The sequence below is a fragment of the Vibrio sp. 10N.286.48.B8 genome (assembly GCF_003050085.1).
In the GTDB taxonomy this organism is placed as follows: domain Bacteria; phylum Pseudomonadota; class Gammaproteobacteria; order Enterobacterales; family Vibrionaceae; genus Vibrio; species Vibrio crassostreae.
Map to the genome: position 1 here is coordinate 117,603 of NZ_PIGD01000002.1, position 26,675 is coordinate 144,277.

24 protein-coding genes are annotated in these 26,675 nt (G+C 44.6%); 16 read left to right on the forward strand and 8 right to left on the reverse strand.

The window, feature by feature from the left end; translation table 11 throughout:
• Positions 1 to 80: 80 nt before the first annotated feature.
• The 3 genes from CWO08_RS03065 to CWO08_RS03075 all read right to left on the reverse strand — a co-directional run bounded on the left by CWO08_RS03065 (position 81) and on the right by CWO08_RS03075 (position 4,208).
• Positions 81 to 959, reverse strand: a complete 879-nt coding sequence (locus CWO08_RS03065) for a U32 family peptidase (protein ID WP_181360030.1) — start codon at positions 957 to 959, stop codon at positions 81 to 83.
• A gap of 18 nt (positions 960 to 977) precedes the next feature.
• Entirely contained in the window at positions 978 to 1,991 is a 1,014-nt protein-coding gene (locus CWO08_RS03070) for a peptidase U32 family protein (protein WP_017068227.1), read from the reverse strand.
• Between the two features lie 177 nt (positions 1,992 to 2,168).
• On the reverse strand, positions 2,169 to 4,208 hold the full coding sequence (locus CWO08_RS03075) for a bifunctional diguanylate cyclase/phosphodiesterase (RefSeq protein ID WP_108019849.1): 2,040 nt from the start codon (positions 4,206 to 4,208) through the stop codon (positions 2,169 to 2,171).
• A 216-nt stretch (positions 4,209 to 4,424) separates the two neighbouring features.
• On the opposite strand from CWO08_RS03075, the gene CWO08_RS03080 reads away from it, so the two are divergent.
• The 12 genes from CWO08_RS03080 to deoD all read left to right on the forward strand — a co-directional run bounded on the left by CWO08_RS03080 (position 4,425) and on the right by deoD (position 15,675).
• Positions 4,425 to 4,994 carry an SCP2 domain-containing protein gene (locus CWO08_RS03080; protein WP_086775327.1) on the forward strand — a complete coding sequence of 190 codons (570 nt, stop codon included), beginning with the start codon at positions 4,425 to 4,427 and terminating at the stop codon, positions 4,992 to 4,994.
• Complete coding sequence (locus CWO08_RS03085) at positions 4,978 to 5,481, forward strand: GNAT family N-acetyltransferase (RefSeq protein WP_108019851.1); 504 nt, start codon at positions 4,978 to 4,980, stop codon at positions 5,479 to 5,481. Before CWO08_RS03080 ends, CWO08_RS03085 begins: the two co-directional genes overlap by 17 nt.
• A gap of 159 nt (positions 5,482 to 5,640) precedes the next feature.
• A complete protein-coding gene (locus tag CWO08_RS03090; protein WP_108019853.1) occupies positions 5,641 to 6,039 on the forward strand; it encodes a DNA polymerase III subunit psi in 399 nt (132 codons plus the stop codon).
• Complete coding sequence (gene rimI / locus CWO08_RS03095; protein ID WP_108019855.1) at positions 6,032 to 6,487, forward strand: ribosomal protein S18-alanine N-acetyltransferase; 456 nt, start codon at positions 6,032 to 6,034, stop codon at positions 6,485 to 6,487. Before CWO08_RS03090 ends, rimI begins: the two co-directional genes overlap by 8 nt.
• Before the next feature lie 137 nt (positions 6,488 to 6,624).
• Positions 6,625 to 8,205, forward strand: coding sequence for a peptide chain release factor 3 (prfC, locus tag CWO08_RS03100; RefSeq protein WP_108019857.1), 1,581 nt, complete (start codon positions 6,625 to 6,627; stop codon positions 8,203 to 8,205).
• A 105-nt stretch (positions 8,206 to 8,310) separates the two neighbouring features.
• Positions 8,311 to 8,466, forward strand: coding sequence for a DUF5363 family protein (locus CWO08_RS23915; protein WP_157933150.1), 156 nt, complete (start codon positions 8,311 to 8,313; stop codon positions 8,464 to 8,466).
• Entirely contained in the window at positions 8,447 to 9,277 is an 831-nt protein-coding gene (locus tag CWO08_RS03105) for a TatD family hydrolase (RefSeq protein ID WP_108019860.1), read from the forward strand. Before CWO08_RS23915 ends, CWO08_RS03105 begins: the two co-directional genes overlap by 20 nt.
• Positions 9,278 to 9,481: 204 nt before the next feature.
• Positions 9,482 to 10,744 carry a NupC/NupG family nucleoside CNT transporter gene (locus CWO08_RS03110; protein WP_060982613.1) on the forward strand — a complete coding sequence of 421 codons (1,263 nt, stop codon included), beginning with the start codon at positions 9,482 to 9,484 and terminating at the stop codon, positions 10,742 to 10,744.
• A gap of 521 nt (positions 10,745 to 11,265) precedes the next feature.
• Positions 11,266 to 12,042 carry a deoxyribose-phosphate aldolase gene (deoC, locus tag CWO08_RS03115; RefSeq protein ID WP_010436196.1) on the forward strand — a complete coding sequence of 259 codons (777 nt, stop codon included), beginning with the start codon at positions 11,266 to 11,268 and terminating at the stop codon, positions 12,040 to 12,042.
• Positions 12,043 to 12,264: 222 nt separating this feature from the next.
• Entirely contained in the window at positions 12,265 to 13,593 is a 1,329-nt protein-coding gene (gene deoA / locus CWO08_RS03120) for a thymidine phosphorylase (RefSeq protein WP_102433378.1), read from the forward strand.
• 76 nt (positions 13,594 to 13,669) lie between these two features.
• Entirely contained in the window at positions 13,670 to 14,890 is a 1,221-nt protein-coding gene (locus CWO08_RS03125) for a phosphopentomutase (RefSeq protein ID WP_108019862.1), read from the forward strand.
• Between the two features lie 65 nt (positions 14,891 to 14,955).
• The gene (gene deoD / locus CWO08_RS03130) at positions 14,956 to 15,675 is read left to right on the forward strand and encodes a purine-nucleoside phosphorylase (RefSeq protein ID WP_102433377.1); all 720 of its coding nucleotides are present in this window, start codon (positions 14,956 to 14,958) and stop codon (positions 15,673 to 15,675) included.
• Between the two features lie 97 nt (positions 15,676 to 15,772).
• Here deoD and CWO08_RS03135 read toward each other — a convergent pair whose 3' ends face one another.
• Entirely contained in the window at positions 15,773 to 16,384 is a 612-nt protein-coding gene (locus CWO08_RS03135; RefSeq protein ID WP_076655999.1) for a YtjB family periplasmic protein, read from the reverse strand.
• Positions 16,385 to 16,493: 109 nt separating this feature from the next.
• On the opposite strand from CWO08_RS03135, the gene serB reads away from it, so the two are divergent.
• The gene (gene serB / locus CWO08_RS03140) at positions 16,494 to 17,474 is read left to right on the forward strand and encodes a phosphoserine phosphatase (protein ID WP_017058828.1); all 981 of its coding nucleotides are present in this window, start codon (positions 16,494 to 16,496) and stop codon (positions 17,472 to 17,474) included.
• Between the two features lie 122 nt (positions 17,475 to 17,596).
• Here serB and CWO08_RS03145 read toward each other — a convergent pair whose 3' ends face one another.
• Complete coding sequence (locus CWO08_RS03145; RefSeq protein WP_108019864.1) at positions 17,597 to 19,942, reverse strand: PilZ domain-containing protein; 2,346 nt, start codon at positions 19,940 to 19,942, stop codon at positions 17,597 to 17,599.
• Between the two features lie 161 nt (positions 19,943 to 20,103).
• Here CWO08_RS03145 and radA point away from each other — a divergent pair, with 161 nt between their 5' ends.
• Entirely contained in the window at positions 20,104 to 21,483 is a 1,380-nt protein-coding gene (gene radA / locus CWO08_RS03150; RefSeq protein WP_108019866.1) for a DNA repair protein RadA, read from the forward strand.
• 234 nt (positions 21,484 to 21,717) lie between these two features.
• The gene (fusA, locus tag CWO08_RS03155; protein WP_050633924.1) at positions 21,718 to 23,805 is read left to right on the forward strand and encodes an elongation factor G; all 2,088 of its coding nucleotides are present in this window, start codon (positions 21,718 to 21,720) and stop codon (positions 23,803 to 23,805) included.
• Positions 23,806 to 23,988: 183 nt separating this feature from the next.
• On the opposite strand, the gene CWO08_RS03160 is transcribed toward fusA, so the two are convergent.
• Positions 23,989 to 24,201 carry a VF530 family DNA-binding protein gene (locus CWO08_RS03160; protein ID WP_017106559.1) on the reverse strand — a complete coding sequence of 71 codons (213 nt, stop codon included), beginning with the start codon at positions 24,199 to 24,201 and terminating at the stop codon, positions 23,989 to 23,991.
• A gap of 45 nt (positions 24,202 to 24,246) precedes the next feature.
• Positions 24,247 to 25,197: a LysR substrate-binding domain-containing protein gene (locus CWO08_RS03165; RefSeq protein WP_108019868.1), complete on the reverse strand. Its 951-nt coding sequence runs from the start codon at positions 25,195 to 25,197 to the stop codon at positions 24,247 to 24,249.
• A 103-nt stretch (positions 25,198 to 25,300) separates the two neighbouring features.
• Between CWO08_RS03165 and CWO08_RS03170 the strand changes: the two genes are divergently transcribed.
• A complete protein-coding gene (locus tag CWO08_RS03170) occupies positions 25,301 to 25,507 on the forward strand; it encodes a DUF1127 domain-containing protein (RefSeq protein ID WP_102432823.1) in 207 nt (68 codons plus the stop codon).
• 147 nt (positions 25,508 to 25,654) lie between these two features.
• On the opposite strand, the gene CWO08_RS03175 is transcribed toward CWO08_RS03170, so the two are convergent.
• Positions 25,655 to 26,560, reverse strand: a complete 906-nt coding sequence (locus CWO08_RS03175) for a LysR substrate-binding domain-containing protein (protein ID WP_102432822.1) — start codon at positions 26,558 to 26,560, stop codon at positions 25,655 to 25,657.
• Positions 26,561 to 26,675: the final 115 nt, after the last annotated feature.

Consider the following 26,675-nt stretch of genomic DNA (forward strand, 5'->3'; position numbering starts at 1 on the left):
TTTCTTGAGACGACCTAAAAAGGTCTAGCATGTGCTAGACCTTTTTCGTTTTGAAAATCGCTTCGTTTTGAAAATAGTATTTAGATGTTTTTGACGTCTAAACCGGCAAGCTGATGCCAGTAACCATTACATTGGCGGCTTTCAATCTTCATCGGGTTTTGACCGTGTTCATTCGCTCTGAAGTTATTAATTTCAGAGAAGGTATCAACGCCGAGTGGGCTTAAGCGAACCACATCAACCAGGTCGTGCATGTTGGGTAAATCATTGACTAGGTTGTAGCAGTAGCCCGATTGGGTCTGGATACCATTAAGGTTGAATACTGATTGGCCTTCTTGGCTTTCTACTTGTAGCCCTGTTGGGTACTTGATACAGCAGGTTTCGCAATCGTCTTTAGCTTTGTTTTCTGCGCGAGCGGTAAAGCAGCGTGCTGAGTAAGCAAGCGGCAGGTAGCCGTGGCTAAACACTTCTACTTCGAACTTATTACGGATGTTCAGTTCTTCACACTGGGTCATTATGTTGCTTAGCCATTCGCGAGAAAGTTCAACCGGCATACACCAACGCGTCATACCTTGTTTCAAGAACAAGTTCAGCGTGCGTGCGTTGTAGGTGTTCACCGCAGGACCAACCACGAAAGGGATTTTGCTTTCGCTGGCCAGTTGAATTGCAGACACGTCGTTTGCTTCAATCGCGAAGTCACCGTTATCGATGTACTTCTTCATGATGTTGACTTCACTTGACGCTTCGAGCAACGCCATGGTCGACAGTACCACTTGCTTACCTGAAGCAGACAGCTCTTTAGCGATGTCCATCCAGTGTTTTGCTTTCATCTCACGACGCTTTGAACACACGGCTTCACCGAGATATATGATATCAGCAGAGCTTGATTTCGCTTGCTCATAGAAGCTTTCAACGTCTTGTTTTGGCCAAAAATAAAGTAGAGGGCCTAATGCGTATTTCATTGAGTTCTCCATTTGGCTCTATTGCCATTTACGATGATAAGCGCCAAGCGTGGTTTGTGTACCTTCCGATACATTCGCCAGTGTCGCATTCCAAGCTTGTTCTACTTGGTATTGTTCAGGATTTGCTAAGTAGCGGTCGATGGCTGCGCGCCACGTACGAGTTACTTGTTCTACATAAGCTGGGCTACGCTGACGACCTTCAATCTTCACTGAAGCAACATTGGCTGCGAAAAGCTCTGGCAGCATTGATAGCGTGTTTAGGCTGGTTGGTTCTTCAAGTGCGTGATAGCGCTTACGTTCACCGTCGATCTCTGCTTCAAAGCGGCCTTTACACAGCGTTGGGTAACCTGCGTTTTCACCTGCTTCATACTTATCGATAAGGATTTCGTTCAATCGAGATTCGAGGCCTGTTTCTGTTTCTTGCCAGCGAACGTATTTCGCCGGAGAACAAGCACCAACGGTATTGGGTGATTCGCCTGTCATGTATGAAGAGAGGTAACAACGGCCTTCTGCCATGATACACAAGCTACCAAAAGCGAATACTTCAAGGTCAACGTCAGAAGTGATATTACGAGAAAGCTGTTTGACCTGATGAATCGATAATACACGCGGCAGTACCACACGCTTAACGTTGAAGTTTTTATGGTAGAAGTCGATAGCAGCGGCATTGGTCGCTGATGCTTGTACCGATAGATGCAGTTCTAGATCTGGATATTTGTTTGCTGCGTACTCAAGCACCGCGATGTCTGCGATGATCAGTGCATCGACACCTAGCGCAGCAGCGTTGTCTACGGCATTGGTCCAACGGTCGAAGCCATTTGGGTGAGCAAACGTGTTTAGGGCAACATGAATTTTCTTGTTGTGGTCATGCACATACTGTACAGCACGATCGAGCTTTTTACCCGCAAAGTTTAGGCCTGCAAAGTGTCGGGCATTGGTATCGTCTTTGAATCCGATATAGACAGCATCCGCACCACAATCAATAGCGGTTTTCAAAGCAGGTAAGTTACCCGCTGGGCATAAGAGTTCCATTTGCTCACTACCAGTAGAATTGAGTTGAAGCGAGCATTTTATGAAGAATTGTGAATGACGGAATTGATGTAAGGCAGGTTTAGATGGATAAATCTGCTTTTACTCCGTTTGAGGTACTGACGAGTGACCGTTTTACATGTTGGCTTGGTTTAAATATGAGGTACTTGAATCGGTTAGTTAGTTCTTATGACGGCGGTTTTGGGCAAACAACTCTTCGACATCTTGTTTTGGTTGCGGACGGTAGAAGTGGAAGCCTTGAATCGAACTACAGTTGAGGTTAGACAGTAGAGTCGCTTGCTCACTGGTTTCGACACCTTCTGCAACCACGGTCAAATCGAGAGATTTACCCAGGTTGATGATGTTTTCAATTACGGTGATTTGCTTTGGTAGGGTATCGATATCAGAGATGAAAGCACGGTCTATCTTAAGCTCATCAATTGGGAAGCGAGCAAGGTAAGACAGTGAAGAGTAGCCGGTACCGAAATCATCAATGGAGAGAGCAAAGCCAAGTTTCTTGATGGCGTTAAGCATTTGAAGTGTGTGTTCACTATCACTCATCACCGCGCTTTCCGTTAGCTCAAATGTAATCGCACTTGGGTCTAGTTCTGTCGAACGCAGCAGTTTTTCCATGTAATCAATCAGTTTCGGGTTCCCAAACTGTTCAGGAGAAAGGTTGATTGCCACACGGCCAGGTAGGATCCCCTGCATCTTCCAGCGTTTAACTGTTGCGAATACTTCACGCATCACCACACGACCAAGCTGCTCGATAAGACCTGCACGTTCTGCAACTGGGATGAAAGCAGCAGGGCTGATGTAGCCTTCGACAGGGTGTTTCCAACGAACTAGAGCTTCTGCTCCGTTGATGGTGAAATCACGGGCATTTACTTTTGGTTGGTACCAAACCTCGAGTCCATTTTGTTGCAGCGCTTTCTGAAGCTCAATCTCCAGCCACAGTCGCATACGCGCTTCTTTGTTCATCTGTTCGTTGAACTTGATCAAGCGGTTGCGACCACGATCTTTCGCTTCATACATTGCTGTGTCTGCATTTTGCAACAAGATACGAGCATCAGTACCATCTTGAGGGAAGTTCACGCTACCAATCGAGCAGGCCAAGCGTTTACTGAAGTGGTGAAGATCGAAGGGTTGATTGATCAGGGAGATGATCTTTTCAGCGAGCATTTCAGGTGTTCGCTGATGTTCAGGTTCTGGCAGGATAATACCAAACTCATCCCCGCCTAAATGCCCAATCACAGCCTTACGGGGCAGTAAGCGTTTAAGGCGTGAAGCGACCTCTTTAATCACCTTGTCACCGATGTGATGACCAAGTGAATCATTGATATTCTTAAAGTTATCAATGTCTAAGTAGAGCATCACCACTGGCGTATCGTTGTGAATGAACTGCTCAAGACGCTTTGTAAACCCAACTCGGTTATAGAGCTTAGTCAGTGCGTCGATGTAGGCATCTTCACTGTTTGCCGGTGTATATTGTTTTGCGGTTTCTTGTGCGTCTTGGATAAGCACCAACTGAGTATTACTTCCAAGAACAGTGGTGGAGTCGATGTTGAGCTGAACCTTACGTTCAAAGCCGCATCGGGCACCCGTTAAGCAAACCAAACCAGACTCAGAAATAATAGAAGTGAGGTTATTATTGAAAACTGTTTTGGTTTGTTCATCGATAAATAGGCGTCCCAATTCTTCGCCAATTAACTCTGTGGTTGAGTTAAAGCCAAGCAAGCGAGCTGCTGCTGGGTTGGATGACAAGATGTAGTCACTTTCAACGAGCAGTAATCCGTCTGGGAGTAGTTGAGATAGCTTGTGGAATTTAGCTTCGGATTCTTCTAAAGAACGGACAAGTACTTGGTTTTCTGATGTGTCGAAGGCGTGAAAGACGATGTAGTCGGTTTTTTTGCCATTGGTAAGCGGAGATAGGCTGAAATGAAGGCTGGTATCGAGGTCAGTTTCGTTAAGGGTGACTTCGGCCTCAATCGTTTCGCCACTGAATGCACGCTCATAGTAAGGCTTAAGATGTTGGTAAAATTGTTCGCCCAATGTTTGGCGGTCATTCATGCCTGCAAGCTCTGTTTGACTCAAACCAGCAATATCGCAGTAACGCTCATTCACCATAAAATAGTTATGTTGAGCATCAAGTACTGCAAAAAAGAACGGACTATTTGCAGTTAGCTGGGTAAACCAATGTTGTAGTTGCTGGGGAGGCATCAAAGTACTACCAATTCTCCAAGAGCTTGAATATTCACTATCGATAAATATTTATTACTTTTTGTGTGGCTATCGATATTTACCTGTGAGTGCAGCGATCCGCTGTAATTCTCATTACCTGAGTTACTATAACTGTGATTTTCAGGATATTAAAGGTCGAGCATCAAACAGAAGTTAATTTGATACATAACAGTAACTGAGATCTTAACATCATCTATGATGCATTCCATATTATTGACAAAGTTACGGATAAGTCACGTGATAAACAAGATTCGCACTCAACTAGTTCAAAATGCCGCATCAATTTTGCGATCTCCAGTCCAGTTATTGCCTAAAACAGTACAAAAAAGAGCCTTGTTGGAGGCGCTTAAGAATGTCTTTAAGGAAGCTTTAGAGGACGGTGACTTTGAGTTCTTAGAAGATAAGTGGCTTAAAGTCTCAATAAAAGATATGGGGTTAAGTTGGTGTATTAGTTACAAAAATGAGCAACTAGTTGTAGCTGATAAAGAGGTGGCTGAAGATGTAAGCTTTAGCGGGAATCTTAATGACCTTGTGTTGATTGCGGGGCGTAAAGAAGATCCAGATACGCTTTTCTTCCAACGTAGACTGTCTATTGAAGGCGATACCGAGCTTGGTTTAGAAGTCAAAAACTTGATGGATAGCGTAGATTTGGACTTATTGCCGACTCCTATGAAAACTTTGTTAAATCAATTAGCTGATTTTGTGCAGAAGGGAGTACAATCCCCAGATACACAAAGTGAGGTAATGAATGCTTATTCGAACTGAAGCACCGGCAGATATACTTGTCATTGATCGTTTATTGAAATCTGTTTTTGAAACAGATGCAGAAGCTAATTTGGTTATGAGCCTGCGTGAGAATAGTCATTTAACGCTATCGCTGGTGGCTTGTTCTGACGAAGGCGAGGTGGTTGGTCACCTGATGTTTAGCCCTATCACGCTTAAAGGTGACGATCACAATTGGCAGGGGCTTGCACCGCTTGCTGTGAAAGAAGAGTTCCGCAACCAAGGCATTGCTAAATCACTGGTTGAAGATGCTTTCTCTACTTTGGTTGATTTTGATTACCCAGCCTGTGTTGTGCTTGGTGATCCTGCCTATTACGGCCGCTTTGGTTTCAAGGCTGCGAGTGAGTTTGGTTTGAGCTGCACTTGGAATGTGCCAGAGGGGGCCTTTCAAGCTATCGAGTTAGTTGAAGGTGCGCTTGCTGGGCATTCTGGTGAGATTGCTTACAGTCCTGAGTTCAATGACTTATAAGCCCATTTCCCACGCAATATGATGCAAACTGATTTAGTCTAAATAAAGGAGCTTGATGCTCCTTTATTTTTTGTTAGTATCAGCCCAACTCTGATGAGCTCGTTTTTAACTTCGCTCTAATAAATCGCCCACTATAAACCTAAGGTTACACCGCTAGATATGTCACAAACACACGCACAATACCTGCAAGAGATGGGCATTAGCCAATGGGAGCTTAGCCACCCAGAGCGTTTAGCGGGTTATGAATCTGAATTGATGCCACTCTCAAATGACTGCAAGCTACTGTTGGTTTCGCCTGAAAAGCCTCAGGAAGATCTCGCCGTGATGTTTGAACGAGTACTCAAAAGTATCAAGCTCGACTTATCTCAAGCTTTACACCTTCAACCGCAACACTTGTCTACTGTGGATTTAGGTTCGGTTGAGTGGGTATGGTTTGCTGGTTGCGAGTCGCCTCAAGAGCTGAAGGCTAAAACACTTCAATCGCCATTACTGTCTGACATTAACGGTAACAACCAACACCGCCGAGACTTATGGCAACAAATTTGTGCTTATGACTAATCAATTTTTACCGACTTCACAACAACACCTAGATGCCATTTGGAAGATAGAGCAGGCCGCGCATTCTCATCCATGGTCTGAAACCATGATTCGAGATCTTGAGAGTCGAGGCGCTTGTCATCATGTTCTTGAAGTCGATGGGCAAGTGGTCGGGTACTTCTTCGCGCAAAACATTGTTGGTGAAGTCACGTTACTTAATATAGCGGTAGACCCAAGCCAGCAAGGCAAAGGGTATGGTAAAGCGTTGACTGAACATTTCCTTGGTATGTGCGAACAAGCTGACGCGGAAAGCGCTTGGCTAGAAGTTCGCGAAAGTAATGTGAATGCGTTTAATCTTTACGAAAAGGCCGGTTTTAATGAAGTTGATCGCCGTCGTAACTATTATCCAACCAAGCAAGGCAACGAAGACGCCATTATTATGAGCTATCTTTTTATGTCTTTTAGCTAAGCAGAGAATACGCGAAAAATAGGGTGTAAACTGACCCTTTAGAAAGTGACAAGCTTTCTGTATAATCCGCACACAGAATTCAAGGGCAAGTATTATCTACTTGCCCTTTTTACGCTTTAGATCAGCAAAGGGCGACTATGTCTTTCCAACAAGAAGTGAGCAAACGTAGAACGTTTGCGATTATCTCTCACCCGGATGCGGGTAAAACCACGATTACTGAAAAAGTTCTTTTATTTGGAAACGCGATTCAAAAAGCGGGTACCGTAAAAGGCCGTGGCTCTAACCAGCACGCTAAATCTGACTGGATGGAGATGGAAAAAGAACGTGGTATCTCGGTAACTACGTCGGTAATGCAATTCCCATACAATGATTGCCTAGTAAACCTACTAGATACTCCAGGACACGAAGATTTCTCGGAAGATACGTACCGTACGCTAACAGCGGTTGACTCTTGTTTGATGGTTATCGATGCTGCGAAAGGTGTCGAGGATCGTACTCGTAAACTAATGGAAGTAACACGTCTGCGTGATACACCAATCGTAACGTTTATGAACAAACTTGACCGTGACGTTCGTGACCCAATGGAAGTGCTTGATGAAGTTGAGAGCGAGCTAGGTATGGCTTGTGCTCCTATCTCATGGCCAATTGGTTGTGGTAAAGAGTTTAAAGGTGTTTACCATATTCACCGTGATGAAACGATCTTGTACGAATCTGGCCACGGCCACGAGATCCAAGAAGTTCGCATCATCAAAGGTTTAGATAACCCTGATCTAGATCAAGCGGTAGGTGCTGATCTAGCGGAAAGCGTACGTGAAGAGCTAGAGCTTGTTATTGGTGCTTGTCCTGAGTTTGACCACGACCTGTTCCTTGCTGGTGAGCTAACGCCGGTTTACTTCGGTACCGCATTAGGTAACTTCGGTGTTGACCACATGCTTGATGGTCTAACGAAATGGGCACCTGCTCCTCAAACGCGTCAAGCGAACGAGCGTGATGTTGAAGCGACAGAAGAGAAGTTCTCTGGTTTCGTCTTTAAGATCCAAGCAAACATGGACCCTAAACACCGTGACCGTATCGCATTCATGCGTATCGTATCGGGTACTTACAACCAAGGTATGAAGATGAATCATGTTCGTACAGGTAAAAGTGTAAGTATCTCTGATGCGGTAACCTTCATGGCGGGTGACCGTGCACGTGCTGAAAAAGCTTACGCGGGCGATATTATCGGTCTGCATAACCATGGCACAATCCAGATTGGTGATACCTTCACTCAAGGTGAGAGCCTTAAGTTCGCTGGTATTCCTAACTTCGCGCCTGAGCTATTCCGTCGTATTCGCCTACGTGATCCACTGAAGCAGAAGCAGCTTCTAAAAGGCTTAGTTCAGCTTTCAGAAGAGGGCGCGGTACAAGTATTCCGTCCTATGCAGAACAACGACCTGATCGTTGGTGCAGTTGGTGTACTTCAGTTCGACGTGGTTGTAGCGCGCTTGAAAGCGGAATACAACGTAGAAGCTATCTACGAAGGTGTTAACGTTGCAACAGCTCGTTGGGTTGAATGTGATGACGCTAAGAAACTAGAAGAATTCAAACGTAAGAACCAATCTAACCTTGCGCTAGATGGCGGTGACAACCTGTCTTACATCGCACCAACTTTGGTGAACTTGAATCTAGCTTCTGAACGTTTCCCTGACGTTCAATTCCGAGCGACGCGCGAGCACTAATTACTCCGCGCTCTATTCGAGTTAAACAAAAACGTCTATTGTTCTGCAATAGGCGTTTTTTAATGCGTTTTATTTAAGGTTCAAAAGCTGAGGTTAAAGGCAAGTATGTTGGGTTGGATAAAAACTTGGATTAAGAAATACGATAAGTGGTGTGAAGAGCTTGGCTTAACGCCTGAAAATAAGCGTAGCTGTGTACCTTATCGTCGTGACCTTCAAGGCCAGAAAGCAGAGAATGGAAAATATGACACAGCAAATAAGTGACTTTCCGCTGTTTGATACTCATTGCCATGCGGATTTTGAGGCGTTTGAGCAACATATTGTAATTGATCAGGGAACTACACTTGATCAAAGTATTGATCGCTACCTTGAAGAAGCGAAACAAGCCCAAGTTGAGAAAATACTCATCCCTTCTATAGGCGAAAATAACTGGCGTAAGCTTGAAAAAATTGCGCAATCCTACCCGAATGTTTATTACGCGCTAGGCTTCCATCCTTACTTTTTAGAGCAAGCGGATGAGGTGCAATTTGAAGAACTTCGCCAATTACTCTCTTCAAAAAACAGCCAATGTGTCGCGATAGGTGAGTGCGGACTCGACTTCTTTGTGGGCGTCGAAAGGGAAAAACAAGAGCGTTTTTTTGTCCAGCAAATGGAGCTAGCTAAGACCTTTGAGTTGCCTTTAATCATCCATGAACGGAAGTCTTACAACCGACTGATCGAGTTAATAAAGCAGCATAATTTTACTTTTGGTGGGGTGATTCACGGTTTTTCAGGGAGTGAACAGCAAGCTTTAGCGTGGATCAAGCTCGGTTTCTATATTGGCGTCGGTGGAACGATAACTTACCCAAGAGCGCAAAAAACACGCACAACTATCGCAAAATTGCCCCTTGAATGCTTGGTATTGGAAACGGATGCTCCGGACATGCCCATGTCTGGAAATCAAGGAAATGTTAATCATTCCAAATATTTAGTTACGATCTTAAATGAACTTTTTTTGCTTAGAAAAGAGCCAAAGCAATCGATTGCAGCGCAAGTTTGGCAAAATAGCCATCGCGCATTCGGTATATGTGAATAAAATCGAAGGTTTTTGTTTATCGTTTGCGTAAATTGCACTGGTCTTGTGATTTGGCTCACATTTGCGTGTGAATGGTACATGAATCTTGTACGAAAGTGTGAGGACAGCATTACTTTATTAGTGGTCGCATGAGTATAATTGCCTCCGCTTTATAGCCCCATTTTGTAACACGCCAATAAATAACTAATAAGGAAGTCATAAACTATGAGCCTGTTTATGAGCCTAGTCGGAATGGTTGCACTGATCGCAATCGCAGTACTACTATCTGACAACCGCAAAGCTATTAATCTAAGAACAGTGGGTGGCGCTTTCGCTATCCAATTCGCACTTGGTGCATTCGTACTTTACATCCCTTGGGGTCGTGATCTACTTGCAGGTTTCTCTGCTGGTGTAGCAAACGTGATCGACTACGGTAAAGACGGTACTGGTTTCCTATTCGGCAGCCTAGTTAACTTCTCAGTTGACGGTATCGGTTTCATCTTTGCTTTCCAAGTACTACCAACTCTGATTTTCTTCTCTGCACTTATCTCTGTACTTTACTACATTGGTGTAATGCAAATTGTAATCAAAGTTCTAGGTGGTGGTCTTCAGAAAGCTCTAGGTACTTCTCGCGCCGAGTCTATGTCTGCAGCAGCAAACATCTTCGTTGGTCAAACAGAAGCACCTCTAGTTGTTCGTCCATTTGTTCCTAAAATGACTAACTCTGAACTATTCGCAGTAATGTGTGGTGGTTTGGCTTCTGTAGCTGGTGGTGTACTAGCAGGTTACGCATCTATGGGTGTACCTCTAGAGTACCTAGTTGCAGCGTCATTCATGGCAGCACCTGGTGGTCTACTATTCGCTAAAATCATCAAGCCTGAAACAGATACGCCAGACGACAACATCGCTGACGAAATGGACGGTGGCGATGACAAACCAGCTAACGTTATCGACGCAGCAGCAGGTGGCGCATCAGTTGGTCTACAACTAGCTCTTAACGTTGGTGCAATGCTACTAGCATTCATCGGTCTAATTGCTCTAATCAACGGTATCCTAGGTGGCATCGGTGGTTGGTTCGGTATGGAAAACCTAACTCTAGAACTTCTTCTAGGTTGGATCTTCGCACCGCTAGCATTCATCATTGGTGTTCCATGGGAAGAAGCAACTATCGCTGGTTCTTTCATTGGTCAGAAGACAGTTGTTAACGAATTCGTTGCATACCTAAACTTCGTACCATACGTTGGTGAAAATGCTCAAGTTGTTGCAGCAACTGGTCAAGTGATGTCTGAGAAGACTCAAGCTATCATCGCATTCGCACTATGTGGTTTCGCAAACCTTTCTTCAATTGCGATTCTTCTTGGTGGTCTAGGTGGTATTGCACCAGCTCGTCGTCACGACATCGCTCGTATGGGTGTTAAAGCGGTTATTGCTGGTACTCTATCTAACCTGATGGCAGCAACAATTGCTGGCTTCTTCCTATCTTTCTAATCAAGTAGATTTAGATATATAGACGCCATAATAATATCGCCCCGTAGCAAGAAATTGCTGCGGGGCTTTTTTGTTTTTAGGCCTAGTGATTTTTAGTATGAGCACGAGCGATGCTGGGATTCAATAATGGGTCTAGAATGTTTTTTTGAGATACAAACCGTTTGCGTTCTAAGGAGCACTACAATTTATTGATGGATACCTATAATGTATAAGCTAAAGGGATAGGATGTCTCTGTTGGCAAGAAAGTGACCGCTTGGATTCATCCAAAGGTTATTCTTCTGGGATTAAGCCAAACTTAGCGATACGCTATAGATGTTAGACACAACATGACTGATTTGTTGTGCCATAGACCAAACTGGTACTGTGCGGTGACAAGGATTGCAATTGGTAGCGAAAGTTATCAAGTCTTCAAGGAACCAAGTCCGTTCATTTGTGACTACTGAGCATTACTAAAATATCCATCTATACTGGATGGATGGCGAAGTAGTTAACTATTTGAATATATTGATCGGAGATAGAAATGAGCGATTTAAAAGCAGCAGCTCTACGTGCACTTAAACTTATGGACCTAACTACGCTAAATGATGACGATACTACTGAGAAAGTAGTGGCGCTTTGTCATGACGCGAAGACTGCAGTAGGCAACACAGCTGCAATCTGTATTTACCCTCGCTTTATCCCAGCAGCTAAGAAAGCGTTGCGTGAGCAAGGTACTCCAGAAGTACGCATTGCGACTGTAACTAACTTCCCTCATGGTAATGACGACATCGAAATTGCTGTTGCAGAAACAAAAGCAGCGGTAGCGTACGGCGCAGACGAAGTTGACGTAGTATTCCCATACCGTGCTCTTATTGCTGGCAACGAAGAAGTTGGCTTTGAGCTAGTTAAACAGTGTAAAGCAGCTTGTGGTGACATCACGCTTAAAGTGATCATCGAAACAGGTGAATTGAAAGAAGAAGCTCTGATCAAGAAAGCTTCTCAAATCTGTATCGAAGCAGGTGCAGACTTCATCAAAACTTCAACAGGTAAAGTGCCAGTAAACGCGACTCCAGAATACGCGCGCATGATGCTTGAAGTTATCCGTGACATGGGCGTTGCTAAAACAGTTGGTTTCAAACCTGCTGGTGGCGTACGTACTGCTGAAGATGCAGCACTATACCTAGCAATGGCTGATGAGCTTCTAGGCGCTGAGTGGGCAGACAACATGCACTACCGTTTTGGTGCTTCAAGCCTACTAACTAACCTTCTTAATACATTAGAAGTGACAGACCAGACTGCTGATCCAGCAGCATACTAATTTACTCGTCATATTTGACGCCGCAGCGTTGTTGACTGCGTAAGTTCCTCCTAATCACATAGAGCCTCTATGCTCATAGGAATGAACTCACTGGTCGCCTAACTGCAACGCCAAATATTTAGAGTATTGAACATAATAAGTCTGTTTGATGGAGTGACGTTAAGTCACTCCATATTACCTCTTTCCCTACAAACCATACTCACTAGAGTTTGGGAGGCACTAATGTATCTACCTCAAGAAATTATTCGCAGAAAACGTGATAACGAAGTACTGACCACAGAAGAAATTAACTTCTTCATTCAAGGCGTAGCTAAGAACACGGTTTCTGAAGGCCAAATTGCAGCATTTGCAATGGCTATCTTTTTTAATGAAATGACAATGCCAGAACGTATCGCACTAACTTGTGCAATGCGTGATTCAGGTATGGTGATTGACTGGAGCCACATGAACTTTGATGGCCCAATCGTTGATAAACACTCTACTGGTGGTGTTGGTGACGTAACTTCTCTGATGCTTGGCCCTATGGTGGCAGCATGTGGTGGTTTCGTTCCAATGATCTCTGGTCGTGGTTTAGGCCACACTGGCGGTACGCTAGACAAGCTAGAATCTATCCCGGGTTACAACATTACACCAACCAACGAAGTGTTCGGTGAAGTAACGAAAGATGCTGGCGTGGCTATCATCGGTCAAACAGGCGATCTAGCTCCTGCTGACAAGCGTGTTTACGCAACTCGTGATATCACAGCAACCGTAGATAACATCTCGCTAATTACGGCTTCAATCCTATCTAAGAAACTGGCCGCTGGCCTTGATTCTCTAGTGATGGATGTAAAAGTAGGTTCAGGCGCTTTCATGCCGACTTACGAAGCGTCAGAAGAGCTAGCGAAATCTATCGTTGCAGTAGCAAACGGTGCAGGTACTAAAACAACAGCAATTCTAACGGACATGAACCAAGTTCTAGCTTCTTCAGCGGGTAACGCAGTAGAGGTTCGTGAAGCGGTTCAATTCTTAACGGGTGAATACCGAAACCCACGTTTGCTAGAAATTACGATGGCATCGTGTGCTGAAATGCTGGTGTTGGGTAACCTTGCAAAAGATTCAGACGAAGCGCGCGAAAAACTGATGGCAGTACTGGATAACGGTAAAGCAGCAGAGTGCTTTGGTAAGATGGTAGCGGGCCTTGGTGGCCCAGCAGATTTCGTAGCGAACTACGATAACTACCTAGAAAAAGCAGAAATTGTTAAGCCAGTGTACGCGCTAGAAAGCGGTGTAGTATCAGCAATGGATACTCGTGCAATTGGTATGGCTGTAGTTGGTATGGGCGGTGGTCGCCGCGTAGCAACTGACAGCATTGATTACGCAGTCGGTTTTGATCACTTCATTCGTCTTGGTGAAGTAGCAAGTGAAGATAAACCATTAGCAATGATTCATGCTCGCAACGAACAACAGTGGCAAGAAGCTGCAACAGCATTACAAAATGCAATCACTGTGGGCGGAGAATATACAGCAACGCCAGACGTTTACCGTCAGATTCGTTCTGAAGACGTGTAAATAACAGGTATCGGCATACCTCGTGTATGCCGATAAACAGAGTTCTGGTGCAAAGAGCAATAAGTTGGTGAAGAAAATGAAAAGAGCATTTATTTTAGTTTTAGATTCATTCGGTATCGGTGAAACAGCGGATGCAGATAAATTCGGTGATGTAGGTTCTGACACTATGGGTCACATCGCAGATCATTGTGACCAAGGTCTTGCCGACAATGCAGATCGTAAAGGTCCTCTGACGCTACCAAACCTGTCTAAGCTAGGCTTAGCAATGGCTCATAAAGAGTCTACAGGTCGTTTTGCTCCTGGTATGGATGCAGACGCTGAAATCATCGGCGCTTACGGTCACGCTGCTGAACTGTCTTCTGGTAAAGATACGCCATCAGGTCACTGGGAAATCGCTGGTGTACCAGTATTGTTTGACTGGGGCTATTTCACCGACAAAGAGAACAGCTTTCCAAAAGAGCTGACTGACCGCATCCTTGAGCGTGCAGGCCTGTCTGGTTTCTTAGGTAACTGCCACTCATCTGGCACGGAAATCCTAGATAACCTAGGTGAAGAGCACATGAAGACTGGCCTGCCAATCTTCTACACTTCTGCGGACTCTGTTTTCCAGATCGCTTGTCACGAAGAGACATTCGGCCTGCAAAACCTATTAGACCTTTGTCAGATTGCTCGTGAAGAGCTAGAAGACTACAACATTGGTCGTGTTATTGCTCGTCCGTTCATTGGCCCAGGTAAAGGTCAATTCGAACGTACTGGTAACCGTCGTGACCTTTCTGTTGAGCCTCCTGCAGCCACCATTCTTCAGAAGTTGGTTGATGAGAAGGGCGGTAACGTTCACTCAATCGGTAAGATCTCTGATATCTACGCGGGTTGTGGCATCACTCAGAAAACCAAAGCAACAGGTATCCCTGCGCTATTTGAAGCAACCAAAGAAGCGATCAATGAAGCAGGCGACAACACTATCGTGTTCACTAACTTCGTTGATTTCGACTCAGCTTACGGCCACCGCCGTGATGTTGCTGGTTACGCAGCGGCACTTGAGTACTTCGATGGTCGCATCAATGAAATCATCGATATGATGAAAGAAGACGATGTACTTATCCTAACGGCAGACCACGGTTGTGATCCGACATGGCCAGGTACTGACCATACTCGTGAACACATCCCTGTGATTGTTTACGGTCAGAAGGTTCCAGCCGGTTCTTTAGGCCGTCGCGATACGTTCGCTGATATCGGTCAAAGCTTAGCGTCTTACTTTGGTACATCGCCAATGGGACACGGTACAAGCTTTCTATAATAGTTAACGAAGAGAGAGGGAAACCTCTCTCTTCTTTTTTTGTTTTGAGATTAAGGATATTTTCAATGGCTACTCCACATATTAATGCTGAAATGGGTGATTTCGCTGACGTAGTTTTAATGCCAGGCGACCCGCTACGTGCTAAATACATCGCTGAAACCTTCTTAGAAGAAGTGGTTCAAGTGTGCGACGTTCGCAACATGTTTGGTTACACCGGTACTTACAAAGGTCGTAAGGTTTCGGTAATGGGACATGGTATGGGCATTCCATCTTGTTCTATTTACGCGACTGAGCTAATCAAAGATTTTGGTGTGAAAAAGATCATTCGTGTGGGTAGTTGTGGTGCAGTGAGCGAAGATATCAAAGTGCGTGATGTGGTTATTGGCATGGGCGCATGTACTGACTCAAAAGTGAACCGTATTCGCTTTAAAGGTCACGACTTCGCAGCTATCGCAGACTACAAAATGGTACGTGCGGCAGAAGATGCAGCAAAAGTACGTGGTGTTGATGTAAAAGTTGGCAACCTGTTCTCGGCTGAGTTGTTCTACACGCCAGATCCAGAGATGTTCGAAGTGATGGACAAATATGGCATTGTTGGCGTAGAGATGGAAGCGGCTGGCATCTATGGCGTATGTGCTGAATACGGTGCGAAAGCGCTAACGATTTGTACTGTTTCTGACCACATCAAGACTGGTGAGCAAACTACATCAGATGAACGTCAAACGACTTTCAACGACATGATGGTTATCGCACTAGACTCTGTGTTGCTTGGTGACCAAGAATAATCTTGATTTGTCTTAGCTTGATAAGTGAACAGATAACAAAAAACCCCGTTGCTGCCTGAGCGTCGGGGCTTTTTATTGGATAAGTTAAACGCGATGTTTATGAGCTTACATTCTTCAACAATAAGTTCTCACCAGACTTGGTTGGCCTTCTGCGAATCAGCATAATGAACAACACGCCACTCACAAACCCCATCAACACCATACCGATCATGTAGCGATCACTTTTTCGATAATGGTGATCAGAAATTGCCGTCATCTTACCTGTTTCAAAAGTCACTCGAATAAAGCCGATGATCGTTTTCTCCGGTGAATAAATAGGTTCAACTAATTGTTGTCTGCCGATACTTGCTGTTGAAAGTGGCGTATCTAAGCCAAGAACCTCGCGCACCGAGAGCGCTTTTTCACTCGAAGCCAGTCGAATACCCTCTGCATCATAGATGGTGGTATCGAACACCAGTCGGTCTTGAGACAGCTGATTAGTAAGATCAAGTAATCGCTCTTGGTCTTGTTGCGTGATCATCTTGCTGGCTGAAAGTGATGCCTGAGAGATAAGCAGCTTGGTAAGAGTTTCCAACTGTTTTGCTTGGATCTTCTCGTTACCTTTACTGATCACGACCGTATTTTTAATCGTTACAACGAACATGGTAGCCAACAAAATGAGGGCTAGCATTCGTAAAGCGTTACGTATTGAGAACAATGATTCATTCATGTTTCACGAAGCCTGAAATAAACAAATGTTATGATTAAGACATATTGAGACTTGCGTTTTCAAATTGCAATAGGTTAACGTTTAGCATAGTTAATTAGGAATCATACACATGGACGCTCAGAAATATCTGCCGATAAAAAGGCATACGACATTATTAACTCGACTCCCCGAGACTCGTTTCGCTTCTCAACTCGCTAAATCCAAGGCCAATTGGATTGTGTTTGGTGAGTACTTATCTCCACAATCTTTCGATGACATCGACTTTTTCACTGGCACTTACAACACCATCCTCGATACGTGGAAGGTTGGGCATTATGAAGTGGCTTTGATGTCAGGCAATCTAACGCCAGCACACGAAGAAATCCTCCAAGCGCTAAAGCTTGATTATGCTTGCCTTAGCGAGGTCCCAGACTTATCTAAGCCAGGTTTGATCGTGATGGATATGGATTCCACAGCGATTCAAATTGAATGCATCGATGAGATTGCCAAGCTAGCTGGAGTGGGAGAGTTAGTCTCTGAAATCACAGAACGAGCAATGCAAGGCGAGCTCGACTTTGAACAGAGCCTACGCCAGCGAGTAGGAGCACTGAAAGGTGCGGATGAATCGATATTAGAGCAAGTGCGTCAGTCATTGCCATTCATGCCAGACTTGGTCGGGCTGGTGAATACTCTAAATAAGCTTGGCTGGAAAACGGCGATTGCATCAGGCGGTTTTACTTACTTCTCTGACTACCTGAAAGATACCCTTGATCTAGACCATGCTCAATCAAACACGCTTGAGATCGTCAACGGTAAGTTGACGGGTGAAGTCTTAGGCGATGTTGTTTCGGCGCAGACCAAAGCGGATATCTTGGTAGAGTTGGCTGAAGAGTACGAATTGGAACTACATAATACCGTTGCCGTTGGTGATGGTGCCAATGACTTGGTGATGATGGGCTCTGCAGGTTTAGGCATTGCCTACCACGCAAAACCAAAAGTAGAGCAGCAAGCTCAAACTGCTGTTCGTTACGCAGGTTTAGGCGGTGTGCTGTGTATCTTGTCGGGTGTATTGGCTAAGCAACAGAAGATCAGCTGGCAAGCGAAACCTTAGGGGCTCTACCTAAGTGCTATTGGCGATGTATCTTATTTAGCAATAGTGGCTCAGACACAAAAAAAGCAGGCTATCAGCCTGCTTTTTCAATTTTCATGCTTAAGTTAATACGCCACTCGAGGCTAGCGTGTTAGCTCCAATCGAATCAGCACTTCATCGGTAATGTCCTCTATCTCGCCATAACCGATAAACGCCGTCACCTCATTCTCTAGCTTCTTAGCTTGATGCATACTGATGCGTGAAAGCTCTTCTAAATCCGACTGGAATAAACTCGTTAGCGGATTAAAGATAGGTGCCGTGGTGACTCGCAATACATACACATCACCTAAGTGCTGCGCTTTCTTGATGAATAAGATGCGTTCCTTTGCTGAGGCGAAGTCTTTGACCAACTTGGTGTGTACCGACTGGATTTTGTCGCCAAACTTCACTGCAGCAATGTACACGTCATGATGCTTAGGCTCCGCACCTTCAATTCTTTTTAGTGGCTCAGCCAACAGTGAGTTGGTGTGACCCTTGAAGATTGGCTCGAGTGAGAACTTTTGGTTGTGACCAAGTTTAGCAAGTAACGTTAGATGCTTATTCAGTGGGAAATTCACACCAATGATCTTACAGCGCAGCGTTGAACTTGGCTTATCAATGAATATTGGGTTACTGACCATCTTGCTCAACAAAATGTTGTGCAGTGATTCGAGTAGCGAATGTGTTGGCAGTATCTCTTGCTTCTTAATCAGCTTACTTTGGTTTTGATCGATAAGCCCATTAAGGAAAGCGATAGTACGCATCGTCTTCGCGTTCTCAGCAATAACCAGCTGTACGTTGCGGCCATTCGGGCTCACTCGGATCACATGGTAAGGCACGGTGCTCAATGGCAGGTTCTTGTCATAGAGCTGCAGTTCATTGAAGTTCACCAATACCGGATCATTAATCTTGAGGACCATTGGGTGTTCAAGGTTAATGCTCAGTCCACGCTTCGAGATATCTAAAGTGTGTCCGCTTGCCGCAGCGCCATCTTGTGACGTAAGTTGTAACGGTGATTTAAATTGGTATCTCGGTTCTTTACGGCGAGTCTGAGAATCAAAGTAGATACTTTGAATATTCCCAACCACAGTGCGTGGGTGACGAAAGCGGTTCAGTTCACTGCTTGGAATACGTGGCTTTTCACTTAACAGATAATCAGCCGCACTTTCGTGATCGCCAATTTCTTGCAAGATACCGCAATGCGTCAGTTGCGCTGAGCTTTGAGCCAGAGTATCCGAGTGTTTGGCTAACGCTTGTTGTTCGGTGTCTGAAAGTTCGAAAACTGAGAACTTGAACGCCTTCCAACTTTTACGTTTACCGCCAATGTGCCAAAACAGTTGTCTTTGTTCGCGAGAGGCTTCAGGTAGCATCATTGAATAGAACAAGGTCTTGTTTTGGTGTTCATGGGTAAAAGAGTAGATAACGTTACTGGTTCCCTTCACTCCTGGTTTCGCCAGCAGGTTCATACGTTGCTCGTTGAACAGGGTGCCCAGCGCTTGTTGATTTCGCTCGTCGTGCCAGTATTGCCACAACGGATGGTTGTTATCCGTCAGTAGGGCAAGCTTTAGTTCACTGCCGCTGAAGAACAGCGGAAGGTTACAAGTATGCTTTAGATAGGTGTGTTCGATTCCTCGCGTACGAGTTCGAATGATCCTATCTTGGTTCTCATGGCTGGTTTTCTTACTGATGCTATTTAAAGACTCATCGAGTAAGCGACCCACAACATTGTTGTCGCTTACCTTGATGGTTCTTAGAAATTTGACCGCGTTGTTCTCATAAGACTCGTCGATACCCAAAACACGAAATTCAACAGCTTGGTTAACATCGTTTTCTTGGGACTTTTCGATAAGCTCTGAGAATTTAACGCTGATGATCTCACCGAGGTTGTATCGAAAGGCGCTTGGCACCTTGAACTTTGCGCCCGACGGAGAAATATCAACCGTTACACCATGTAGGCTTTGCCCTTTCGATGTGGTGATCTCAACCTGTGAGCTAATCTTGAGTCTGTTCTCTTGACGCTTTAAGTCGTAACCTAGATTAATCGCTTCAGCTTCGTACGGGCTATTGGCGCTAGTAATGTCGTGGTTACCTTGAGAAGATGTTTTAACAACGCTCATTGGTTGAGTTCGCGGAGTCATTACTAACTCCCATGCGCCTTCTGTGTAACCTTTAAACTTTTTAGTGCCACGTTGATACGCGTTTAAAGCGATGTCATCGAGCCAGTGTTTACGGCCGTCTAACGTGAACTGACGACATTCATTATCAATGCGCCCACGTAAATCAATGCTCTTTGTACACGGAGCCATGATACGATTCAGTTCCATTTTAACCAGCAGTTTTAGAGACGGAGATTCGCCTTCTGTCATTTGAGAAAGAAGGAATTCGAAATCTTCGGCGTGGTAGGCCGGGATAAGACGTTCTGCTACAGATAGAATTTCAGATTGCTGCATACTTTTCTTGTTAGAATGGACGGTGCATTTATGTTATCGACTAGTTTAAATCGATCTTTAAGTATAAGTGGTATGACTGCAACGTTTATTTTCACCCGTACGGTCAAATAAGTCACAAATTGACAACATCATTGTGTAACTGAGTAAATTATTGAGGTTTTATGGCTAAGGCAAAACGAGCTTATGTGTGTAATGACTGTGGTGCTGACTTTCCACGTTGGCAGGGGCAGTGCAACGCATGTGGTGCTTGGAACACGATTACAGAAGTTAGGTTAGCCGCTTCACCTCAAGTAGCGCGCAATGAAAGATTATCTGGTTATGCAGGTGCAGTAACAGAATCGAGCGTTCAGACATTATCTGAAATTAATCTACAAGAAGTGCCACGCTTTAGTAGTGGCTTCAAAGAGCTCGACCGCGTACTCGGTGGTGGTGTTGTCCCTGGAGCTGCGATCCTGATTGGTGGTAACCCAGGCGCGGGTAAATCAACACTATTATTGCAGACCATGTGTCAGCTCTCTTCTCAACTGCCGACTCTTTATGTAACAGGTGAAGAATCCTTACAGCAGGTTGCAATGCGTGCCTCTCGACTTGGATTACCAAAAGAGCACCTAAAGATGCTCTCTGAAACCAACGTAGATAAGATCTGTCAGGTTGCTGAAAAAGAACAGCCAAAGATCATGGTTATCGACTCCATCCAAGTTATGCACGTTGCTGATGTTCAGTCTTCACCGGGCGGTGTTGCTCAGGTTCGTGAATCGGCAACCGCATTAACGCGCTACGCAAAGCAAAATAATGTTGCGGTGTTCTTGGTGGGACACGTAACTAAAGACGGCACCTTAGCCGGGCCAAAAGTGCTTGAGCACATTATTGACTGTTCTGTTCTATTGGATGGCGGAACAGATAGCCGCTTTAGAACACTGCGCAGCCACAAAAACCGTTTTGGTGCGGTCAATGAGCTTGGCGTATTTGCCATGACAGGCCAAGGACTAAAAGAAGTTAGTAACCCATCCGCAATCTTCTTGTCTCGTGGTGAAGAAGAAACCTCGGGTAGTTCGGTGATGGTTGTGTGGGAAGGCACTCGTCCATTGCTTGTTGAAATCCAAGCGCTGGTGGATTATTCCCAGCTGGCAAATCCGCGTCGTGTCGCTGTCGGCCTTGAGCAAAACAGGCTTTCATTATTATTAGCGGTGCTGCATAAACACGGCGGCTTACAAATGGCTGACCAAGATGTGTTTGTGAATGTCGTTGGTGGTGTTAAAGTAACCGAAACCAGTGCTGATCTTGCGTTGGTGATGGCTCTACTTTCAAGTTTCAGAGACCGCGCATTGCCAAAAGATGTGGTGGTGTTTGGAGAAGTAGGTCTAGCGGGTGAGATTCGACCTGTACCGAGCGGACAAGAGCGTTTAAATGAAGCATTTAAACACGGCTTTAAGAAAGCAATCGTACCGGCAGCGAACATGCCTAAAGGTGGCATTCCTGGAATGCAGATCCATGGTGTGAAAAAATTATCGGAAGCAATTAATGCTTTTGATGAGTTGTAATTGAACTCACTTCAGCTACTCTATACAGCAGCAATTCAGCCTAACCTTAACGCCGATTAGGCTTTGGGTTAGCACTATAATTAACAATCATTTAGATTGTTACTACTGAGTGCCTTTTTCTATATGTTAGAAAAAGGCAAAGTTTTTTAGTCCCAAATGCATGCAAAGCTATCAGTCTTCACAGATTGTGATATACTCTGCGCGCATTTTATATCCTATTAACAGAGTAAGACAATGGCAGATTTATCGAAATACAGAAACATTGGTATTTTCGCGCACGTTGATGCGGGTAAAACAACTACCACTGAGCGTATCCTTAAGCTAACTGGTCAAATCCACAAGACTGGTGAAGTACATGATGGCGAATCAACTACTGACTTCATGGAACAGGAAGCTGAGCGCGGTATTACTATCCAATCAGCAGCTGTAAGCTGTTTCTGGAACGGTCACCGTCTAAACGTTATCGATACTCCTGGACACGTTGACTTCACAGTTGAAGTATACCGTTCTCTTAAAGTACTTGATGGCGGTATCGGTGTATTCTGTGGTTCTGGTGGTGTTGAACCTCAATCAGAAACTAACTGGCGCTACGCTAACGAATCAGAAGTATCTCGTCTGATCTTCGTTAACAAACTAGACCGTATGGGTGCAGATTTCTACAACGTTGTTGACCAAGTTAAAAACGTTCTAGGTGCTACTCCTCTAGTTATGGTTCTACCAATCGGCCGCGAAGATGAATTCGTGGGTGTTGTAGACCTTCTAAGCCGTAAAGCATACGTTTGGGATGACACTGGTCTTCCTGAAAACTACGAAATTCTAGATGTTCCTGCGGACATGGTAGATGACGTAGAGCAATACCGTGAAGAGCTAATCGAAACTGCTGTAGAGCAAGACGATGACCTAATGGAAGCTTACATGGAAGGTGAAGAGCCTTCTATCGAAGACGTTAAGCGTTGTATCCGTAAAGGTACTCGTGACCTAGCATTCTTCCCAACTTTCTGTGGTTCTGCATTCAAGAACAAGGGCGTACAAATCGTTCTTGACGCTGTTGTAGATTACCTACCTTCTCCAACTGAAGTTGATCCTCAACCTCTAATGGACGAAGCTGGCGAAGAAACTGGCGAACACGCTATCGTTTCTACAGAAGAAACTTTCAAAGCGCTTGCATTCAAAATCATGGATGACCGCTTCGGTGCTCTAACTTTCGTTCGTATTTACTCTGGTAAACTGAACAAAGGTGACACGATTCTTAACTCATTCACTGGCAAAACAGAACGTGTTGGCCGTATGGTTGAGATGCAAGCTGATGACCGTAACGAACTAACTAGCGCACAAGCTGGTGACATCATTGCGATCGTTGGTATGAAGAACGTGCAAACTGGTCACACTCTATGTGATCCTAAGCACCAAGTAACGCTTGAGCCAATGGTATTCCCAACTCCAGTAATCTCAATCGCTGTATCTCCAAAAGATAAAGGCGGTTCTGAGAAAATGGGTATCGCGATCGGTAAAATGGTTGCAGAAGATCCATCTTTCCAAGTTGAGACTGACGAAGAGACTGGCGAAACTATCCTGAAAGGTATGGGTGAACTTCACCTAGACATCAAGGTAGATATCCTTAAGCGTACATACGGCGTTGACCTAACTGTAGGTGCTCCTCAAGTTGCTTACCGTGAAACTATCACTCAAGCAATTGAAGATAGCTACACGCACAAGAAGCAATCTGGTGGTTCTGGTCAATTCGGTAAGATCGATTACCGTATCAAACCAGGCGAAGCAGGTTCTGGCTTCAAGTTCAACTCTGTAGTTGTGGGCGGTAACGTTCCTAAAGAATTCTGGCCTGCAGTTGAGAAAGGCTTCGCATCTATGATGGAAAACGGCGTACTAGCTGGCTTCCCAACTCTAGACGTTGAAGTTGAACTTTTCGATGGTGGTTTCCACGCAGTCGATTCATCTGCAATCGCATTTGAAATCGCAGCGAAAGGCGCATTCCGTCAATCTATGCCTAAAGCTGGCGCGCAACTTCTTGAGCCTATCATGAACGTTGACGTGTTCACTCCAGACGATCACGTTGGTGATGTTATCGGTGACCTTAACCGTCGTCGTGGTATGATCAAAGATCAACAAGCTGGCGTAACTGGTGTTCGTATTAAAGCTGACGTACCTCTTTCTGAGATGTTCGGCTACATCGGTCACCTACGTACTATCACTTCTGGTCGTGGCCAATTCTCTATGGAATTCGCACAATACGCACCATGTCCAACTAACGTTGCTGACGAAGTGATTGCAAAAGTTAAAGCTGAAAAAGAAGCTGGTAAGTAATTAGCCCTTTTCTAAATTAGCTAAAAAAAGCCCCGCAAGTGAAAGCTTGCGGGGCTTTTTATTGCTTGTAACATACTGCGTGAGATGCGTGAGATGCGTGAGATGCGTGAGATGCGTGAGATGATATGATCCCGCACCTAATAGATACGGGAAAGATTTAGATAGAGCGGAAGAAGAGAGGGACTAGCGTTTTAAATCAATGTAGATCTGCTCTACTTTGGTACGAGCCCAGTCAGTTTTACGCAAAAACTTTAGGCTAGATTTAATACTCGGGTCTTTTTTGAAACAGTTGATGTTGACCATGTAACTCAACTCTTCCCAACCGTAATGTTCAACCAATTCAGTCAGTAGCTTTTGTAGAGTGATACCGTGAAGTGGGTTATTTTCTTGTGTCATGAGATGTTCTCGCCATTTATTTGAGCTCAGTATACCAGTTTCGCTTTATGAATTATCAGACCATTTAAGTTCGTAATCGGTGTGGATAATCGACAATTCTTCTCTACCTGTATCACCAAATAATTTAACTTGAGTCTGCATCCATTCTTCGAAGCGTTTTATTTTTTCTCGATGGAAGTAGCCTGGAGGCGCGCATAAAAAGTAATTGTATTTAGGTTTCAGCGCAATGTTACCGATTCGGACGAGTTTCTTTTCCTGCAAATAGCGATACACCAAGCTGTGCTTAACCAAGGCAACGCCCTGAACGGATAATGCACCTTCTAAAACAAAATGCGAACCATCAAATTGCAGTGATGAACGTCCTGCCTTTGCCCCAACAACGTCTAACCATAGGTTCCAATCCATATCAGGCCAACGGTCTTCAATTAACTCTGCTTTATGCAGATCGCTGATGTCATAGATTCCATATTTTTCTTGATAGATAGGATGGCAGACAGGGTAAACCACTTCGTCCATTAACCAACGTGATTCGATGTTTGGGTAGTTACCATGACCATATCGAACACAGACATCGACAGCCGAGTCTTCAAAGGTAACCAGTTTGTTGGTCGGTTCTATTAACATAGATAGATCAGGGTGGCGATCGCGAAAGTCGCCAATTCTGGGTACGAGCCAATGCTGAGCAAAGGAAGGCACGGTAGAGATCGATAGCTGAGTAGGATTAGGATCTTGGTTGATTCGTCTTACCCCATCTTGAATATGAGCAAAGCCTTTCTTCGCTTGCAGGTACAGTACTTCGCCTTCATGGGTTAATACTATTTTTCGGTGCTGGCGAATAAAGAGGTCAGCTCCTAACCATTCCTCAAGTTGACGAATTTGTTGACTCACCGCGGCAGCAGTAACAAATAGCTTTTCTGCTGCGAGCTTAAAACTGCCAGTTTCAGCTGCAGTATAAAAATAGTAGATCCCTTGGAATGGTGGGGTTCGCTCTCTCACATTAGTTTTCCTTAACTGAATGCCAGTATCTATCGTTTGTCGATGTTGCTCTGTTGGTCGATTATTGACCATAACAAAGCAAAAGATCAACAGGAGAAAGGGTATGAATACGATCACAGTAACAGCAAATACCAACCATTCACTTTTGTCATCGTTATCAACTAAGAAATTCTATTCTAAATTGAGACTGTATATTCGGAATCGTAGAACCAGAAAGCAGTTGTCTGAGCTTCCCGACTATTTATTGAGAGATATCGGGGTTACTTCAGAGCAAGTCGAGAAAGAACTGAAGAAGTCATTTTGGGAGTGATTCAGGGCAGCGTAGCTTTTAACTCAACGTTGCTTTTGCTCAACATAGTTTTGTCGGTGTCGGGAGGTTTACGTTACAGTTCTATGTTGAGTTAAGCTTGTTGCTTATTTAAGCTCATTGCTTATTTGAGGAATCGATAGTTGAGAGCTAATTCTCCAATAGCTCGTTTACTTCTTCGTGTAACCAATTGGTGAACGCTGTAATACGCTCTTTTCTCGGGGAGTTGGGGTCAAAACATAGGTTTACTTGAACACCAGGCGTCATGCCTATATCAAAGGGTTTTACTAGCAAGCCGCGTTCGATGAAGTCACCAGCCAAGCTGTCCGTTGCTAGGCAAACGCCATGTCCCGCCATGACTGTGGTTAGCCCCATATCAAATGTACCGACTTCCATCCATTGAATGGTGCTGCTTTGGGTAGATATGTTTGCTTGTCTAAACCATTCCTCCCAAGGGAAACAACCGCTATCAAACTGAATCAGCCAACACTTGAGGAGTTGTTCTGGTGATGTGAATTTCAGAGATTTTGCTAACTCGGGGGAGCAAAAAGGGTAGATAGGCTCGTTAATTAGCATCTTAAGAGTCAAGCCTTCTTCCACATATAAGTCTTCACCTTGTCGAATAGCTACATCAATCTCGCCATGCTTTAAATTTGGTGTGTCGCAGCCTGTTAGCACCTTGATCGGGATCTCTGGATGCTTCACTGAGAACTTCCAAAGCCTAGGTAGCAACCAACGCGTCGCAAAAGAGGGTGGACTTCTAACAACAAGTAGCCCTTGAATGGGTTCAGACTGGATCTTGTTCAATCCCAGTATCACCTCTTGAAATCCATCAGATACATGTTTAAAAAGCGTGTGTCCTTCGTGTGTCAAAGTCATTGCTCGCCCCTTACGAATAAAGAGCTTACATCCAACCTGCTGTTCTAACTGTCGAATCTTCTGGCTGACGGCAGCTTGACTGACGAACAGCTCTTCAGCAGCTTTGCTGTAACTGCTTAAGCGAGCCGCAACTTCAAAGTAACGGAGACCTGAAAGGTAGCGCAGTCTATTGTCCATAATCTCAGCTTATAGTTCTTGTTAATAATGGTTGTTCGGTTATCGAACAGGTAGTTTCCATAATAGCGACAAATAAACAGGGAATACAAGAGAGAGAAAATGAAAGCAATAACCT

Excerpts from the sequence above, each read along its gene's own strand:
- radA (WP_108019866.1), top strand. The coding sequence starts at position 20,104 with ATGGCTAAGGCAAAACGAGCTTATGTGTGTAATGACTGTGGTGCTGAC.
- CWO08_RS03170 (WP_102432823.1), top strand. The coding sequence starts at position 25,301 with ATGAATACGATCACAGTAACAGCAAATACCAACCATTCACTTTTGTCA.
- deoD (WP_102433377.1), top strand. The coding sequence starts at position 14,956 with ATGGCTACTCCACATATTAATGCTGAAATGGGTGATTTCGCTGACGTA.
- CWO08_RS03175 (WP_102432822.1), bottom strand. The coding sequence starts at position 26,560 with ATGGACAATAGACTGCGCTACCTTTCAGGTCTCCGTTACTTTGAAGTT.
- deoC (WP_010436196.1), top strand. The coding sequence starts at position 11,266 with ATGAGCGATTTAAAAGCAGCAGCTCTACGTGCACTTAAACTTATGGAC.
- CWO08_RS03135 (WP_076655999.1), bottom strand. The coding sequence starts at position 16,384 with ATGAATGAATCATTGTTCTCAATACGTAACGCTTTACGAATGCTAGCC.
- deoA (WP_102433378.1), top strand. The coding sequence starts at position 12,265 with ATGTATCTACCTCAAGAAATTATTCGCAGAAAACGTGATAACGAAGTA.
- CWO08_RS03080 (WP_086775327.1), top strand. The coding sequence starts at position 4,425 with ATGATGCATTCCATATTATTGACAAAGTTACGGATAAGTCACGTGATA.
- prfC (WP_108019857.1), top strand. The coding sequence starts at position 6,625 with ATGTCTTTCCAACAAGAAGTGAGCAAACGTAGAACGTTTGCGATTATC.
- CWO08_RS03065 (WP_181360030.1), bottom strand. The coding sequence starts at position 959 with ATGAAATACGCATTAGGCCCTCTACTTTATTTTTGGCCAAAACAAGAC.
- CWO08_RS23915 (WP_157933150.1), top strand. The coding sequence starts at position 8,311 with ATGTTGGGTTGGATAAAAACTTGGATTAAGAAATACGATAAGTGGTGT.
- CWO08_RS03160 (WP_017106559.1), bottom strand. The coding sequence starts at position 24,201 with ATGACACAAGAAAATAACCCACTTCACGGTATCACTCTACAAAAGCTA.
- CWO08_RS03070 (WP_017068227.1), bottom strand. The coding sequence starts at position 1,991 with ATGGAACTCTTATGCCCAGCGGGTAACTTACCTGCTTTGAAAACCGCT.
- CWO08_RS03085 (WP_108019851.1), top strand. The coding sequence starts at position 4,978 with ATGCTTATTCGAACTGAAGCACCGGCAGATATACTTGTCATTGATCGT.
- CWO08_RS03145 (WP_108019864.1), bottom strand. The coding sequence starts at position 19,942 with ATGCAGCAATCTGAAATTCTATCTGTAGCAGAACGTCTTATCCCGGCC.
- CWO08_RS03110 (WP_060982613.1), top strand. The coding sequence starts at position 9,482 with ATGAGCCTGTTTATGAGCCTAGTCGGAATGGTTGCACTGATCGCAATC.
- CWO08_RS03125 (WP_108019862.1), top strand. The coding sequence starts at position 13,670 with ATGAAAAGAGCATTTATTTTAGTTTTAGATTCATTCGGTATCGGTGAA.
- fusA (WP_050633924.1), top strand. The coding sequence starts at position 21,718 with ATGGCAGATTTATCGAAATACAGAAACATTGGTATTTTCGCGCACGTT.
- CWO08_RS03075 (WP_108019849.1), bottom strand. The coding sequence starts at position 4,208 with ATGCCTCCCCAGCAACTACAACATTGGTTTACCCAGCTAACTGCAAAT.
- serB (WP_017058828.1), top strand. The coding sequence starts at position 16,494 with ATGGACGCTCAGAAATATCTGCCGATAAAAAGGCATACGACATTATTA.
- rimI (WP_108019855.1), top strand. The coding sequence starts at position 6,032 with ATGACTAATCAATTTTTACCGACTTCACAACAACACCTAGATGCCATT.
- CWO08_RS03105 (WP_108019860.1), top strand. The coding sequence starts at position 8,447 with ATGACACAGCAAATAAGTGACTTTCCGCTGTTTGATACTCATTGCCAT.
- CWO08_RS03090 (WP_108019853.1), top strand. The coding sequence starts at position 5,641 with ATGTCACAAACACACGCACAATACCTGCAAGAGATGGGCATTAGCCAA.